The sequence below is a fragment of the Thaumasiovibrio subtropicus genome (assembly GCF_019703835.1).
GTDB lineage: Bacteria > Pseudomonadota > Gammaproteobacteria > Enterobacterales > Vibrionaceae > Thaumasiovibrio > Thaumasiovibrio subtropicus.
Genome location: NZ_AP023054.1, coordinates 2,744,734 through 2,760,553, shown reverse-complemented (window position 1 = coordinate 2,760,553; position 15,820 = coordinate 2,744,734). Strand labels below are relative to the sequence as shown.

The 15,820-nt window shown below is 38.0% G+C and carries 13 protein-coding genes; all 13 read left to right on the top strand.

The window, feature by feature from the left end:
- Complete coding sequence (gene pseI, locus TSUB_RS12145) at positions 1-1,056, top strand: pseudaminic acid synthase (protein ID WP_087020404.1); 1,056 nt, start codon at positions 1-3, stop codon at positions 1,054-1,056.
- Positions 1,049-1,726 carry a PIG-L deacetylase family protein gene (locus TSUB_RS12140; protein WP_202819748.1) on the top strand — a complete coding sequence of 226 codons (678 nt, stop codon included), beginning with the start codon at positions 1,049-1,051 and terminating at the stop codon, positions 1,724-1,726. Before pseI ends, TSUB_RS12140 begins: the two co-directional genes overlap by 8 nt.
- A gap of 205 nt (positions 1,727-1,931) precedes the next feature.
- The gene (locus TSUB_RS12135; protein ID WP_221274536.1) at positions 1,932-2,744 is read left to right on the top strand and encodes a hypothetical protein; all 813 of its coding nucleotides are present in this window, start codon (positions 1,932-1,934) and stop codon (positions 2,742-2,744) included.
- Positions 2,732-3,334 (top strand): capsular polysaccharide export protein, LipB/KpsS family, encoded by a 603-nt coding sequence (locus TSUB_RS12130; protein WP_221274535.1) that lies wholly within the window; start codon positions 2,732-2,734, stop codon positions 3,332-3,334. The genes TSUB_RS12135 and TSUB_RS12130 overlap by 13 nt, the downstream gene beginning before the upstream one ends.
- A gap of 256 nt (positions 3,335-3,590) precedes the next feature.
- The gene (locus tag TSUB_RS12125) at positions 3,591-4,784 is read left to right on the top strand and encodes an oligosaccharide flippase family protein (RefSeq protein ID WP_221274590.1); all 1,194 of its coding nucleotides are present in this window, start codon (positions 3,591-3,593) and stop codon (positions 4,782-4,784) included.
- Between the two features lie 228 nt (positions 4,785-5,012).
- Entirely contained in the window at positions 5,013-5,792 is a 780-nt protein-coding gene (locus tag TSUB_RS12120; protein WP_221274534.1) for an ATP-grasp domain-containing protein, read from the top strand.
- Entirely contained in the window at positions 5,776-6,873 is a 1,098-nt protein-coding gene (locus tag TSUB_RS12115) for a hypothetical protein (RefSeq protein ID WP_221274533.1), read from the top strand. The genes TSUB_RS12120 and TSUB_RS12115 overlap by 17 nt, the downstream gene beginning before the upstream one ends.
- Positions 6,874-6,965: 92 nt before the next feature.
- Positions 6,966-8,084 (top strand): glycosyltransferase family 4 protein, encoded by a 1,119-nt coding sequence (locus TSUB_RS12110; RefSeq protein WP_221274532.1) that lies wholly within the window; start codon positions 6,966-6,968, stop codon positions 8,082-8,084.
- 26 nt (positions 8,085-8,110) lie between these two features.
- Entirely contained in the window at positions 8,111-8,908 is a 798-nt protein-coding gene (locus TSUB_RS12105) for a glycosyltransferase (RefSeq protein ID WP_159064888.1), read from the top strand.
- Between the two features lie 366 nt (positions 8,909-9,274).
- Positions 9,275-10,279: an NAD-dependent epimerase gene (locus TSUB_RS12100; protein WP_087019852.1), complete on the top strand. Its 1,005-nt coding sequence runs from the start codon at positions 9,275-9,277 to the stop codon at positions 10,277-10,279.
- A 474-nt stretch (positions 10,280-10,753) separates the two neighbouring features.
- Positions 10,754-11,920 (top strand): nucleotide sugar dehydrogenase, encoded by a 1,167-nt coding sequence (locus TSUB_RS12095; RefSeq protein WP_087017482.1) that lies wholly within the window; start codon positions 10,754-10,756, stop codon positions 11,918-11,920.
- A gap of 1,938 nt (positions 11,921-13,858) precedes the next feature.
- Positions 13,859-14,836: a hypothetical protein gene (locus TSUB_RS12090; RefSeq protein WP_221274531.1), complete on the top strand. Its 978-nt coding sequence runs from the start codon at positions 13,859-13,861 to the stop codon at positions 14,834-14,836.
- A gap of 92 nt (positions 14,837-14,928) precedes the next feature.
- Positions 14,929-15,444: a hypothetical protein gene (locus tag TSUB_RS12085; RefSeq protein ID WP_221274530.1), complete on the top strand. Its 516-nt coding sequence runs from the start codon at positions 14,929-14,931 to the stop codon at positions 15,442-15,444.
- Positions 15,445-15,820 lie beyond the last annotated feature (376 nt).

Sequence of the window (15,820 nt, the reverse complement as noted above, 5' to 3'; positions counted from 1 at the left end):
ATGAAAGAAATTAAAATTGATGGGCGCACGATTGGCCCAAATAGTAAGCCTTACATCATTGCTGAACTTTCTGCAAATCATAATGGTTCCATTGAACGCGCTTTCGAAACGATAGAGATGGCCAAGCGCGCTGGCGCTGACGCGATCAAGCTGCAAACATATACCCCAGATACGATGACTATTGACTGTGATAAGACCGATTTTCAAGTCGAAGGTGGTCTTTGGGATGGGTATAAGCTTTATGATTTGTATAAGTGGGCTCATACGCCATTCGAATGGCACCAAGCCATGTTTCAAAAAGCGCGAGAGATAGGTATTACGGTTTTTTCTACGCCATTCGATGAGACTGCAGTAGAGTTACTTGAGGAACTTGATGCACCAGCCTATAAAATCGCATCTTTCGAACTAACCGATCTTCCGTTGATCAAACGTGTTGCTCAAACAGGTAAACCCATGATTATGTCTACGGGGATGGCGAACTACGAAGAAATTGCTGAAGCGGTGAAAACAGCGCGAGATAATGGCTGTAGAGAGCTAGTCGTATTGCATTGTATTAGCGGTTACCCTTCTCCAGTCGACCAAGCTAATCTAGCGACTATTCCTGATATTGCTAAAGAATTCAATTGTGTTGTAGGCCTATCTGACCACACATTGGGAACAGCTGTTTCTGTAGCTTCGATTGTCATGGGGGCAACTCTTATTGAGAAGCATGTGACAATGAGTAGAAAAGAGAAAGGGCCTGACTCAGAGTTCTCTTTAGAGCCTCATGAACTGAAATCGTTGTGCGATGATACAGAGTCGGCTTGGAAAGCAATTGGTAAAGCAGGCTACGAACGTAAACCCGTAGAAGAGTCAAGCATGAAGTTCCGACGCTCGATCTACTTCGTAAAATCGCTTAAAGCGGGTGACGTGATAACAAAATCGCATATTCGAAGAGTGCGGCCAGGATATGGGCTCGCGCCTAAGTATTATGATGAGCTCATCGGGAAACATGTAAAGGTTGACGTGGAATTTGGTGACGCTACATCTTGGGAGAACATTGAACGTGGTGAGTAAGAAGAAAGTAGTACTGGTTGTGGCGGCGCACTCTGACGATGAGGCGCTAGGCTGTGGAGGTACTATCGCCAAGCATGTAGATAATGGAGACGACGTTTACGTCGTCTTTATGACAGATGGTGTAGCCTCACGTGTAGAGAATGGTATAAATGAGAGTAACGAACGCCTTGATGCATCAAAAGCCGCGCTATCGGTTCTTGGAGTAAAAGAGGTATTTCGGTTTGATTTCCCAGATAATAAAATGGATAGTGTACCGTTGTTATCAGTGGTGAAGGAGGTAGAGTCGGTTATTTCAAGGGTATTACCTACCATTATATACACTCACTTCCAGGGGGATTTGAACGTTGACCATTACGTTACTCATAAGGCTGTGATGACAGCTTGCCGCCCTCAATCCTGGTGTTGTGTTAAAGAAATCTATTGTTTCGAAGTACTATCGTCAACGGAGTGGAACTCTAAGGCGGAGAAAGCTTTTTTACCTCAAAAAATAGTTGATGTAGCAGCGCAGTGGGATCAAAAAATTGAAGCTCTTTCTTGTTATCATCGGGAAATGAGGACGGCTCCTCATAGTCGAAGTATAGAGAGTGTTGAGGCATTAGGAACGCTTAGAGGAGCAACACATGGCCTTGATAAAGCAGAGGCGTTTTTTGTTGAAAGAATTGTCAACTGAAATTCTATGTGAAATTGCTTATGTGCGTGTATGGTTAAAGGTCCGAGTAAATAGTGAAGTTTGACCAATGCCGAAAGCCAAGCTTTCGGTGAATAAAAATAAGAGGCAGCTGCGAAGAAAACCTTTGTTGTTCATTTAGAGCCTTTTTGATTTTGATTAGAATATTGATCTTTCATCAGTCAGAGAAGAATTAAGTCATAGTAATATGAAACGTATGAATGCGATTTATTGTTGTTGTATATCCAATGTATGGATTAAAACAGCTGAGTACTTGGTAAATGAATGCAACATTGAACCTAAATATTTTGTAGGTTGGAAGGGTGATCTTCCCTTAAATAAACATAGTGATGTATTGAGAAATTGCTTTACACAGTATGTTGAAGATGCTTGGCGTGGCATTGGTTTTCCAAGTTATGTAGACAGCACTATTGAGTGCTTAGATGAGCCAGTAATAGCAAGTTATTCTCATGAAATATCGGTTGGAATTAAAATGATCGATAGACTAGACCCCACTGGAGAAATGTTTCCTTTTACGGAGAGGTATTTTTGGTTTTTAGGTTTGGTAGAAAAATGGTTACGAGTAATTGAAACAGAAGATATCGAGGTGGTTATTTCCCCATCTATTCCTCATCGAGTCTTTGACTACGCTCTCTATATTGCTGCGAGAATAAAGAGTGTTCGCTTTGTCATGTTTCAGATGACGCCTTTCTCTGACAAAAGCTTTATTATTGACGATGTTAACTCGACCTGTAGTTACATGAAAGAAGCAATTTCTTCCAATCAGTTTACCGAAAAAACGTTAGATAGTGATATTCAGAACAGGCTAAATCTATTGTTATCCTCTTATGAGGATGCTGTTCCTGACTATATGATTAAGCAAAAAAAAGAGAGTAAGATTAGCAACAGAATATCAAGTAAAATATCTAAACTAAAAAATTGCCCTCTGTTTTTGGCGTTGCTAATACTTACAGTATTATTAAAAAAAGCCAACCAAGCTATGGTAAAGTGTCAAAGCTAAAGTATAACTACTCTTTACTTAAAGGTGAGCATTATAAGCATAGACTTAAAAATAAGTATGCAGAAGCGGTTACGAGTAGTATGCCAAGAAGACGAGATGGTGATCAGTATTACTTGGTCGCTTTACACTATCAACCAGAAGAAACAAGTTGTCCAACGGGTGGTGTGTATGTCGAACAGCGGCAAATTGTAAAGCTACTATGTGAAGTAACGCCACCAGATTTTAAAGTATATGTCAAAGAGCATAGTTCGCAGTTTCACCCTAATATGGAAGGTGAAGCTGGTCGAAGTGAAAATTATTATGATGACCTACTTAAGATATCTGAAAAAGTAGTTTTGATCGGTGTTGAAGAAGATACTTTTGGCTTGATTGATAATGCTTTAGCTACCGTTACGGTAAGCGGAACTATTGGGTGGGAAAGCGTTTTTCGTGGCTCTCCCGCTATCGTTTTTGGTCGTGCATGGTATGAAGACATGGCCGGTGTCTTTAAAGTAAAAAGTAAAAGCGATTTGAAAGCTGCTGTATCCTTAATTAATGAAGATGGTGTGGATATTTCGCATGATAAACTAATTTCGTATCACAAAAATTAAGTGATTTTCTTATTTCGGCTTCTCATTATAAGGCAACCGCTGATAAAGGAATTACGGGTGTTGAAGATTCAGCAATAAATATCTCAAAGGCTGTAGCGAAATACCTTAATAACAGCTCTGTATAAAATACATACTTTTATAAAAAGATAGCAACGCCTCGGATGGTGTTACTGGAATGAATAGATGTTTAGAAACATTTTGAATTTAAAATGGAAGAAATAATCTGAATGCGTAGCCTGTTTTATATTTTTGGTACATTTTTAAATGCCGGCATACCTTTTTATTTCTACCTATATTAACAAGAGTATTAACTGCTGATGAATATGGTGAGCTCAGTCTGTTAATGACCGTGTACGCTTTATTGCTTCCTATATTATCTATAGCGTTACCACAATATGTTTTCAGGAGCTTTTTTGACTCAAGCGAAGAGTTCTCAAGCCGGCTTCAAAATGGACTATCAACAGTTTTGGCTTGGACTGCTGTCGGGAATATATTGGCTATTTCAGTGTCGGCTGCAGCCTTCCTTTTAAATTTTTTGTCCATGGTACAAGCTTCGGCTTGTATTGTCATTGTTGTATCAGCTTCGCTCAATTCTCTTTTTCAGATTCGCTTACTACTTTTTAATGCGGAAGGAAAGGCGAAGAGCTTTGTTACGTTTCAAATATCCTATAGCCTTTTACTCTTTGTTATAACATTGGCAAGCCTTTTCTTTCTCCAAGCAGGTTCATTTTCGAGAGTTCTTGGTGTTTTAGTTGCAGATATAATATTCGCTATCCTAGCATTTAGGGAGATAAAAAGAACATTTGGAGCTAAAGTCGTATTTCCAAATTCATTTTCAAACTCTTTAGATTTTCTTAAGTTTGGAGGAGGACTTGTTCCCCACTTGATCGCTTCAGTTTTATTGTCGTCTTTAGATAAAGTTATTATTGCTTCAAAAATGACAATGTCAGATCTTGCTGGGTATGCGATTGCAGTACAATTTACGAGTGTACTAATGATTTTTACTCAAGGCCTTAGTAAAGAATGGTCAAGGTACTACCTTGCTAACAGAGGTGGTAGCAGAGTAATGTTAAGAGGCCTTACTCTTGTAGGCATTATTTCAGGCGCAGGAGTGGTAATCTATTTACTTAAAGATGTATTTTTCTTCATTTTCGTAGGTGATGGTTTTTCTGTAAATCCAACCGTCATTGTATTTTTACTTATAGGCCAAATTTTTCACTCAATCTATATGATTGTGTCTATAGAAATCACCTATCTTAAGAAAACTCACATCCTTTCATCATTGACTCTACTTTCTTTGTTTCTGAATTTGATGGTTAGTTTTGCACTTGTTGACAGTTACGGTACGGTAGGGGTCGCTATTGGGACAATGACGGGAATGGCAGCCAAGTTAATAGTGGTATCTATGTTTGTTTTGTATCAGCGCAATCGGTTGGTAGAGGAAAAATAGTTTGAAAAGAAATATTATAATACTCACCCATAGAGGTTTTTTACTCAACACCTTCAAGAGTACCAAAATGTTGACCTTGATGTAATAAAAAGCTATGGAAAGCTCAGGGTTCTCAGTACATTTTTAGAGTACAGTGATCTTGCTAAGTATGATTATAAAGTTAATGATGCAGATATTTATTGGACCGGTAGCCATCAAAACATTAGTGTTAAACAGTATATTAATGATGTGTTGGCTTCTCGTTTCATAGGTCGGGATAATTTAATTCCTTCGCTCGATACTGTTTTAGCTCATGAAAACAAGGGAATGATGGGAATATTGGCAGCAGAGCGAGGTCTACCTTACATAAAGCAAGATTATTGCATATCACACAGAAATGAATCTAAACAAGAGTTGTCATACCCATTTGTCTATAAAGCACTTGGCGGAGCGGGAAGTAAGGGCGTTTCTCTAGTACATAATAAAAAAGACCACAGCCGATCTATAGGTCGCTCTCTATTTGCCGACCTCAGTATTCGCGAATTTAAAGAAGGTGTAAAGAATACCGTTAGAAAATTACTCAATAGAAAGGCTCAGGCAGAATATTTGGCTCAACAAGCTCGATATTGTGCCCAGGAATTTGTACCCGGATTGCAATCTGACTTTAAGGTGTTAGTTTTTTGGGATAAAGTTTATGTACTTAAGCGCTCCGTTCGGGAAGGAGACTTTCGAGCGAGTGGCTCAGGTAAATTTGAGATACAGAATGAGATCGATCCGGTTTTAGCTGAGCTCGCTATTGAATGTAGAGCGAAGCTATGCTCTCCATTCTGTAGTTTGGATTTCGTAACATTGTGCTCAGGTGAATATAAGCTCATTGAGTTTCAAACATGTCATTTTGGTCCTTATACTTATCTCAACGCTTACTGTTATAGAATTAAGAGTGAACTAGTTGAAGTTTCTAAAAATATTTCATTTGATAAGGAACTGGCATTATCTTTGGTTAACTATTTAAATGAAAATTCAGTATAAATTACTCCAACTATTCCCACTATTTTTGTTTTATTTCCCAACCCTCAGAGTCGGGGGAATACCATTCAGATTTGAAGACTTGTTGTGTGTTACTTTTTTTATTAGTGCACTATTTTTCGGTACGCAAGGAGTAAAGAAAAAACAAGCATCAGCATGGGTTGCATATTGGCTAATGATCGCCATATTGACTGTCTCAGCCATTTACTATTCTAGTATGTTAAACATCAAGAGTTGGATCATAGGTGTTAGCTTCGCTAAGTATCTTTTATGGTATTTTGTAATTTCAAAGGTGTCTAGCAGTATTTCTAGAGATGGCTTTAGAGATGGCTTAGTAAAAGTTCTAAAGATTTGTTTTTATTTGCAGTTTATTATACTTATTTTTCAAAAGTTTAATATTTTAGGGTTCGCTAGTGGAGTACCTTTCCATTTTGTAGTCAAGTTCTATTCGATACCAAATATATACGCAACTACAACGGATATTGAAGCACTTATTTCAACACACATGAATTTTGCTTTTAGACCAGCTGGAACTTTCGGTTCTTCTACTGTTACCGGTATCTCTATGTATATTGTGGGTAGTCTTATTTCTCTTTATTATGGTAAGGTATATTACAAGTTGCTCGGATATTTGGCCGCATTCATTTGCTTTTCAAAGATAGCGATTGTTGCTGCTATTTTCTGTGATTTTATCTTGCCTGTAATTATCAAGTTTCGTGTACGTACCTTTATGATATCTGTCGCTAGCTTTCCGATACTTCTGTTAGCAGGATATTTTTTAATGGATTTCTTAGGTGTAATGCATAATCTTCAAGGCGCACTTGATGGGACTGATCGGGGAGTCACACACCGTTTAGCTGTTACAGAATATATGTTTGACATGCATTGGTTTGAATTGTTTTTTGGAAATTTGGGTCCTTTACCGTTTGGCTTCTTTGATAGTGGAACATTGCTATCCATATTTAGATACGGTTTGTTATTCTATATGCTAGAGTACGCAGTGCTTTATTTAATGTTTTTCTCTTTCTCGAAGAAAAAGTTATACTCAGTATCTTTAGTCGCTTTAGTGTTTTTGCAGATTTGACTTTTGGATCAGTTTTTAATCCTGTTTTTCTAGTATGATATTGTTTTTGATTTTATTTACTGGATCTATGAATTTAATGAGAAGGCGATGATTTGAAAATACTATATTGTTGTTCCACGTTAGAACGAACGGGGCCTACATCTCAATTGTTTAACATAGTCACAGGCGTGATTAACTCTCGAAGTGAAGTTATTGTTGTTACTCTATCTTCTGAAAAAGAAAATTCTTTAAAAGACAAGTTTGAAAAGGCAGGTGTAAATGTTGTTTGCCTTGATGAAGCAGGCGTATTGGGAATTAAAGGATTAAGTCAAAGGCTTTTAGGTTTGATCAACGATGGAGCGATTGAGTGTGTACATACGCAAGGGATCAGATCTGACATGATAATGAGTCTGTTGACTAATAAAGTAAGTGTTAGATGGATTTCCACTCTTAGAAACATTCCTTATTTAGACTATCCTGCACAATACGGAAAATTTAAAGGTTGGGTTATGGCAGTAACCCACATTTTAGCTCTGCAGCGTTGTAAGAATTTGGTCGTGGTCAGCCATTCATTGAAGAAACCATTACAGCGCTTCTTTAGACGCAATATTAATGTGGTTCCTAATGGCATTGATACTGAATTTTATTCCAATACTAACACCCCTCTTGATGAAATCGCTACAATAAGACATGAGATCCAATTGAGTCCTGACGATCGAGTTTTGGTTTACACCGGTGTACTGGAAGAAAGAAAGAACCTAGTGTCTATATTGAATTCCATTGACAAGCTCGATGGGTTTCGATTGTTATTAGTTGGGGATGGTAGCTTGGCAGACGAGCTAGCCTCGCACCCGGCGACTAAGATTGGTAAAGCTGTGTTGGTAGGTGCAGTTAGCGATGTCAGACCTTACATTTTGATGGCCGATGCCTTTCTGTTACTCTCAAAAGCAGAGGGCCTGCCTAACTCAGCTTTAGAATCTTTATCCTTGGGTTGTCCAGTCATTTTGAGCGATATCGGTCCGCATCAGGAAATAAAAGAAAAGGCGAATAACTGCGCCCAGTTAATAGATCTTGCAGAAGATGAAGGTCTAACTGATTTCCTTAAAGTGCGGTATGACGATTGGATACGTGGTTTAAGTCAAGGAGAGTGTAGAGAAATAGCTGATTATAGCTTCTCGGCGCGAGTCAATTCTAATGCTTATCAAGAACTATATCGGTTGGGAAAGTCGTGAATAGAAAACCCAAAGTAGCAGTGATTATGTCTGTTTATAAATCAGACAATTTAGACCATTTTAAAGAAGCTGTAAACAGTGTGCTTGACCAAACTTATGATGCGTTTAGCTTATTTATTTGGCGAGATGGTGAAGTACCAGAGTCCATAGACAACTTCTTGAATGAGTTGGAGTTTGAATCAGACGTTCAGGTGTTTCGAGAGAGTCAGAATAGGGGGTTGGCTAGTGCCCTAAATGCTCTCATTGATAAGGTAGTTGAAACTGACGAGTTCACTTACATTGCAAGAATGGATAGCGATGACATAAGCTATTCAACTAGGTTATCGAAGCAAGTTAGTTTTATGCAAGAAAATGTCGATGTCGATGTTTTAGGTACAGGTTGCCGTGAGTTCGGAGCAGACTTTGCGCTCGATAAGAAGTGTTTGCCACAGTCACATGACGAGTTAGTGGATTTCAGTGTAGCTAGATGCCCGTTCATCCATCCTTCTGTAATGTTAAGAAAAGCGATATTCGAGCGTAGCGAGTTGCGCTATCCAACCAATACCGACTTTACCGAAGATATGGGACTTTGGTTTTTGTTATTGGAGGCAGGGTTTAGATTTGCTAATTTGCCAGATATATTGTTAGATTATCGGCTCAACGACGCAACGCTTTCTCGTCGTCGTGGTATTGGGAAGTCATTGAGTGAAGTTCGAATTCGCCTTAAGTATATGTTGTTGCTGAAGCGAATCTCTTTTACGAATGTTGCGAAGGTGCTTTCACGTTTAATATTTCATGTTATGCCAGTTTCAATGGTTAGAGTAGCCTATAAGAATTTACGTTAGTCTTCATGACGCAGCTAATGGGTGTTTAATGCACTATGAATGTCGTTCTTTTGGTATTCTTTAGTTTTCAAAAGATTTGACCGATAGGTTTCTTAATGTTTACTACTCCGTGTAAGTAAAACGTGAATTTAATAGATTTGAAGCGATAGCTAACTAGGCGAAGCATGCTAATGCAGGTCATTAGACGAGAAAGATTAGTCCTAAATTGAGATATCCTCATATATATGCAATATCTGGACGGTTTGAATTTGTTTAAATATTGCTTTTTAAGAGTTGTTAAGGTTCTATAAGTTTGTACTGTTTCAGCGAGTGCGCTGATTTGAAAAGCTTTATTATTTATCAGTTGGCTACATATTGGGAACTAAGATGAAGTATTTGGTAACAGGCGCTGCAGGATTTATTGGTAGTGCAGTTGTAGAGAAGTTGAACGCGAGCGGCGCTTTCGTTGTTGGTATAGATAATTTAAACGATTACTATGATGTGTCGCTAAAACATGCACGTCTTCGCCGAATTGAGAATTCGAATTTCAAGTTTGTAGATTTAGACATCTCTGACAGGAAAGCAGTATCGGAACTGTTTGAACGTGAAATGTTTGATTGTGTCATTCATCTAGCAGCACAAGCGGGTGTTCGCTATTCACTCGAAAACCCGCATGCATACGCCGATTCAAACTTGGTTGGGCATTTGAACATCCTAGAGGGATGTCGAAACATTAAAGTGAAACACCTCATTTATGCTTCATCTAGCTCTGTTTATGGTTTGAATGCTAAAGTACCATTCTCTACTGGCGATTCTGTTGACCATCCTGTATCACTGTATGCGGCGACAAAGAAATCGAATGAGCTGATGGCACATAGCTATTCACATCTTTACGACATTCCCACTAGCGGTTTGCGCTTCTTTACTGTGTACGGTGCATGGGGCCGCCCAGACATGGCGCCGTTTATCTTCACCAAGAAGATCTTGGAAGGTGACACCATTGATATAAATAACAATGGTGATATGTGGAGAGACTTCACCCATATCGACGATATCGTTCAAGGTATTGTGCGTGTTGTTGACGTTATCCCTACTCGAAATCCTTCTTGGACGGTCGAAAATGGCAACCCTGCAAGTAGCTCAGCACCGTATGCTGTATATAACATTGGTCACGGTTCGCCTATCAGTCTAATGGACTTTGTTAGGGCAATTGAAGACGAGCTTGGGATTGAAGCGAAGAAAAATTTCCGAGAGATGCAGCCTGGCGACGTCTATCAAACATATGCTGATACAACCGACTTATTTAAAGCAACTGGGTATCAACCCAAGGTTTCGATTGAAGAAGGTGTGGCCGAATTTGTTCAATGGTACCGTACGTATTACAACAAATGATCAATGATAATGTGTTACCGGCTAGTATGTTTCTCGTGAGCCTTTTAATAAAGACTAGCCGTTTATAAGATGTCAGGATTTTAACTTTTTTTGAATGTAATACAGTAACTGTTTGGTTTTTTCGGTCTGATACGTTTCATTCTTTGTTTGCCACACTAAGGAAAAAGTTAATTTAGCGGCACTAATATTGGCGTAATTCGTTCCTCAGGTAAGTCACATAGCTCATTAGTAATATTGATTGCTTGAGGATATCTATTGTTATGGGTTTGACTTGAGTACGCAAAGTACTAAGTTTATCTAATGGCACATATTAATAATCAAGAGTGCATATATAGCTTTACTTTATTTATCAGTTATAAGAGCGTTCTGTAATTAGAATAATACAAGCCTTTTTCAGTTGCTCTAGTACTAGGCTTCTTTGTAAAGCTAAATGTGGATTGAGTAACCGAATACAGTGGTATAGAGATTTATATAATGAAGATTGCAATAGCAGGGACAGGCTATGTTGGTTTGTCAAATGCGATGTTATTAGCACAAAACCATGAAGTGGTCGCTGTTGACATTGTTGAAGAAAAAGTCGAGATGTTGAACAAGGGGAAATCTCCTATTGTCGACCGAGAGATTGAAGATTTTTTAGTAAACAAATCGCTTACGTTTCGTGCAACGCTGGATAAGCATGAGGCTTATCAAGGAGCGGAGTACGTAGTAATTGCAACACCGACAGATTACGATACTGAAACTAATTACTTCAATACTCATTCAGTCGAAGCAGTCATCAGGGATGTCATGTCCATCAACCCTGAAGCAGTAATGGTTATAAAATCAACTGTTCCTGTAGGTTACACACAAAGAATTAAACATGAACTAGCGTGTAGTAATCTTATTTTTTCTCCTGAGTTTCTGCGCGAAGGTAAGGCACTCTATGACAACCTTCATCCTTCACGTATTATCGTAGGCGAGCAGAGTGAACGAGCAAAAGTGTTTGCTGATCTATTAGTCGAAGGGGCTCTGAAGGAGAACATCGAAGTCCTATTCACCGATTCAACAGAAGCAGAAGCGGTAAAATTGTTTTCAAATACCTACCTTGCTATGCGCGTGGCGTATTTTAATGAACTTGACTCCTATGCAGAAACGCACGGTTTGGATTCGCGGCAAATTATCGAAGGAGTAGGATTAGATCCGCGCATTGGGAACCACTATAACAACCCCTCATTCGGTTATGGTGGATACTGCTTACCCAAGGATACTAAACAGCTCTTAGCCAATTACCAAGATGTTCCAAATAATATGATTCGAGCAATCGTCGATGCAAACACTACGCGAAAGGACTACGTAGCTGATGCAATATTGAAACGTAAGCCTAAGGTTGTAGGCATATATAGGCTTATTATGAAGTCTGGGTCAGACAATTTTCGAGCTTCGAGTATACAGGGGATTATGAAGAGATTAAAAGCCAAGGGTATTGAAGTTCTGGTATACGAGCCTGTGTTAAAAGACGATGAGTTTTTTCATTCTGAAGTAGTCAAAGATTTAGAGCTGTTTAAAGCTCGAACCGATGTTATTGTTTCTAACCGGATGGCAGGTGAGCTGATTGATGTCTCGGGTAAAGTCTATACGAGAGACTTATTTGGTTCTGACTAGCTTGTCATAGCATAGCGGCCACTGTCTTTGGTGGCCGTTTAGTTTCATTCTAGTATGGTAAAGCCTCGAGAGGTTAGTTGCTTTTTCAAACAAAATATGACTGAATAATCGGCCGTTTTTAAAAGTGAGTTCATAATTCGCTTGTCGAACCCTCACAGTCATCTATTGACTCCGGGGTTGTGGTTCTTGGCTTGATTATAAAGTGGGCTATGATTGAAAATAGTTCACTGACGTAGCTGACTAGCTTTGAAATGTTGTCCTCTTGTGGCATGCTGTTCATATTAAGTCACTTCTTTACTCCACCCTCCTAATTAGTGAGACAACCAATAGCTAGAGGTTTTCAACTGTCTCACGATATCATTTCAGGACTATTGTTTATCCGAAGCTGTTTTGGTACACCACGTTCTTGTTTTAACTGCTCAAGATGATTAGCACTCAACCTGTAGGTAATCTGTATCTACCTCGATTGAGAGGTATTCTCGCGAGGGCTCTTCAGGAATGTAGAGCGTTCGAAACGGCTTTCCGTAAGCCGGTATACCCTGACGACGTTGAGTCCTAGACCAGCTAGAAAACTGGCACAGTCATGGCGGTCATCAACTACCAGCACTTTTGGTAACGAGCTTTTCCATGGCATTTTTTTCTATGCGTACATCGACAACCATCTGCTTGAGCTTAGCATTGTCAGTCTGGCGAGTTCATTATGCGTTTGATCGCTAGATATTCTAATTACAGTACTTCGCTTTCCAGTTGTGTTTGGTTGCTGTTTTGATACTGTGCTGACGGAAAACGCCAGTCTAGCGTGTCTCAATGCAAGGTAAAGAGGCCAAATTCGCTTTGTTATATTTCAAGGAGTTGGCACGTTATCTTCAAAGGGTATCGATGAAGTTGTTCACTTTTGACCTTGCAGTTTCTCTGACTCGACGACAAAGTAAACGCTGGCGAGCTTAATTATGTCCCTTTCCTATATTGCCTATTTAAGTACTGTTTTTGACGTTTTGAATACACTCTTGCATCTGAGTGCTCTTTCTTTTTACTGAGTCGCAAAGCCATTAGTAGCTCACTTCAGGCACAAAGCGGTGAGATTGAGTGCATAGCGATGCTCAACGAGTTTTTCAACAGCTTAGATTTTGAGCTGCTTTGTGTACCGTGTTCTATTGATAACAACACATTGGAATAATACAACTACTAAATGACTATGGAAGTGCGGTCTTATCAGCAGTAGTTAAACTTTTTGTACTTGTTGCACACGGATTCGGTCTAGAGTCGAAATTATAGTGTCAAAATAAGAAGAGTAAGTGACTAATTTGGTGCCATCTCTGATATGGCTCGCTACCGACTTTCGTTTGATGTAAAATCCTGACGATCTGCCTCAGGGCGATGTGGCAACTATAATATGCTTGGTACTGCTGTTTGGGAGCTTAACCCAAGGGCGGTAGCGTTGTTTATTTGATGAGTAATCTATCCATTGGATATGAAATTGGATGCGCAAAAAACAATCGCTGTGGCCGTGTTTTTTGAGGAGTTGACAGCTCTTTTGGTTGCGTGTTATTTCCAAAAGTCGTTCACTTACCGGTGTTAAATGCCAAATGGTAATAAAGAATTGAACTCAAGTAGTAGACTATTTTCTAACTTTATGAATACAATCTAAGAGAGTGAATAGCGTGATTATTGTTGTTTCTGAGTGATTGTTTTTCAAGCAATAGTAATGCTTAATATACATATAGTTTTGCTGACAAGTAAGTTTGTTTCTGTGTTGGTTTTATATCGCCGCAAAGTATCTTCCCATAAAGATACATGGTTGCATATTGCAGTAATTTCTTATCATTTGCTGATATTATTTAACTGTTAATAGTGATTTGATTTATCTTGAGGCTAAAATTCGTATTTTAATAATTCGTTATAGACGACTTGAGATTCACCTATATTTTTGAGATTTCAATGCCTTTGACTTATACTGTAATTGTGGAGATTAGTAATAAAGTCTCTGATATAAATGCTATTACTTCATACCTACACCAAAATGATCGGATATTGTCCGTTACGCCTTATTCAAGTTATGTCCTAGATAAGTTAGGTTTTGAGTATGATACATTTGAATCCATTATTAATGTGGAGCAATTCAATAATGATGTTATTAATAGGTATGACTATTTAGAACAAGTCGAGAATAAGTATAGTACAGGATATCTAAACCTGATATTTAGTGATATTATACATTATATTACGCTAGATGAATTTGTTGAAGTACTGTCAAATAATATAAATGAACGAACTAGATATATAGGTGATGAAGGTCGCAGCACAGGTTTGATGCCTCGAATAGACGAGTTTATCAAATTTAATTCTTCAAAGTTTTTAGAGAGAGATAACAAATACTATCTACTTAACAAGATAGCTCATCAACGAAAAAGAGTTACTCTCAAAAACATAGAAAAAATCTTCAACAAAGATTATCTCTCTTATCGATGCGATAATTATAATCTGCGAAATGTTTTCAAAAGTTATAGAGTAGAAACTGAACGTTGCCATGATCTGAGCCGAGAAGTTGAACTGTTTACACCAAGCAGTGCATTCTTTAGTGAGGGAATAAGAAGTAAGGCTTATGAATGCTTGATGAATGTTTTAAAGACTTACAGAATTAAAGATGAACACTTTAAACCGTTCACGTTTTTATCTGGGAATGCACTATACAACCGATATCTTCAGTATAAAGAGAACGATATTCCGAAAGTTTTCTACCAGCATGGTTCATATCTTCATCAGTCACTTATGTTAAAGTATGCTGAGATTCAGGTCGCAGATGTAAACTTAGTATACAATGAATTTACTAGAAAAATGTTTGAAAAGTTGGGGGCTAAAGATGTTCGCGTTGTTGGAAGTAATGTCTATAATGTAAACATTAAAAAGAAAAAATAAAATATGATTTTGTCTATATTACTTATTGTGCACAATATAACAACACTGCTTTCGTTGTTAATAATGCTGTGGCTAGGTCATCACCAGATGGAATGACTATTTACCGTAGGCATAAATTTATTATCGAGTTGTTTGGTGAGAAGCTAAAAAATAAAAATATTTGTATAAAACTTCAGCAAGGAGTTTGCTTGGGGAACTTTCAATATGTTCCTCTAGAAGAATTGGCAGAAAAATATGACAATATTAAAGTGGTTTATGATACCCCACTCAATAAGATAATATCAAAATCAGAGTGCATTATTTCAGACTATTTCTCTAGTGAGTTTTCAAATTATAATATATTGAGGAATTATCCAGTTATTCTTTTTAATGATATAATTAGATTAGAAAATGCTGAAATAGAAAGTGATTTATCTAAATTTATTGCTCTAGCTAGTTCTAATGATGATATCTCGAAGTTGCTTAACAAAGAGGACCTTGTTCAGAATTTGAAGCAATGTAGAGAAAAAAATTCGAGGATCATTGAGTACTACTCTTCAAGTATACAACCAAATGAAAATAGAGCTCTAGTTAGAAGCGTTATTAATGAAGTGATGAAGAATGGGTGAGTTAAAGAAAAGAGTTGTATTATCATTTTTTGTTACAGTGCTTAGAGCAAGCCTTTCTTTTCTTACAATCATAGCATTAGCAAGAGGTCTTGGGCCTAGTGAGTATGGTAACTACGGTTACTTGTTGGCAAGTCTGGTCGCGACATATGATCTGCTTAACCTTGGTACATCTAACGCGTTTTTTACTTTTATATCTAAATATGGTCTTAGCAGACAACATCTGCGATGCTATTTAGCATGGCTGTTAGTCCAGCTATTTCTATTTTTATTGCTGGTGTTAGTTCTGCCTAGTAGGCTAAGTGATTCTATTTGGTTGAATTTAGATAGCAATTTGGTTATTACTGCGTTTGTTTCATTCTTTTTTCATCAAAGAGTT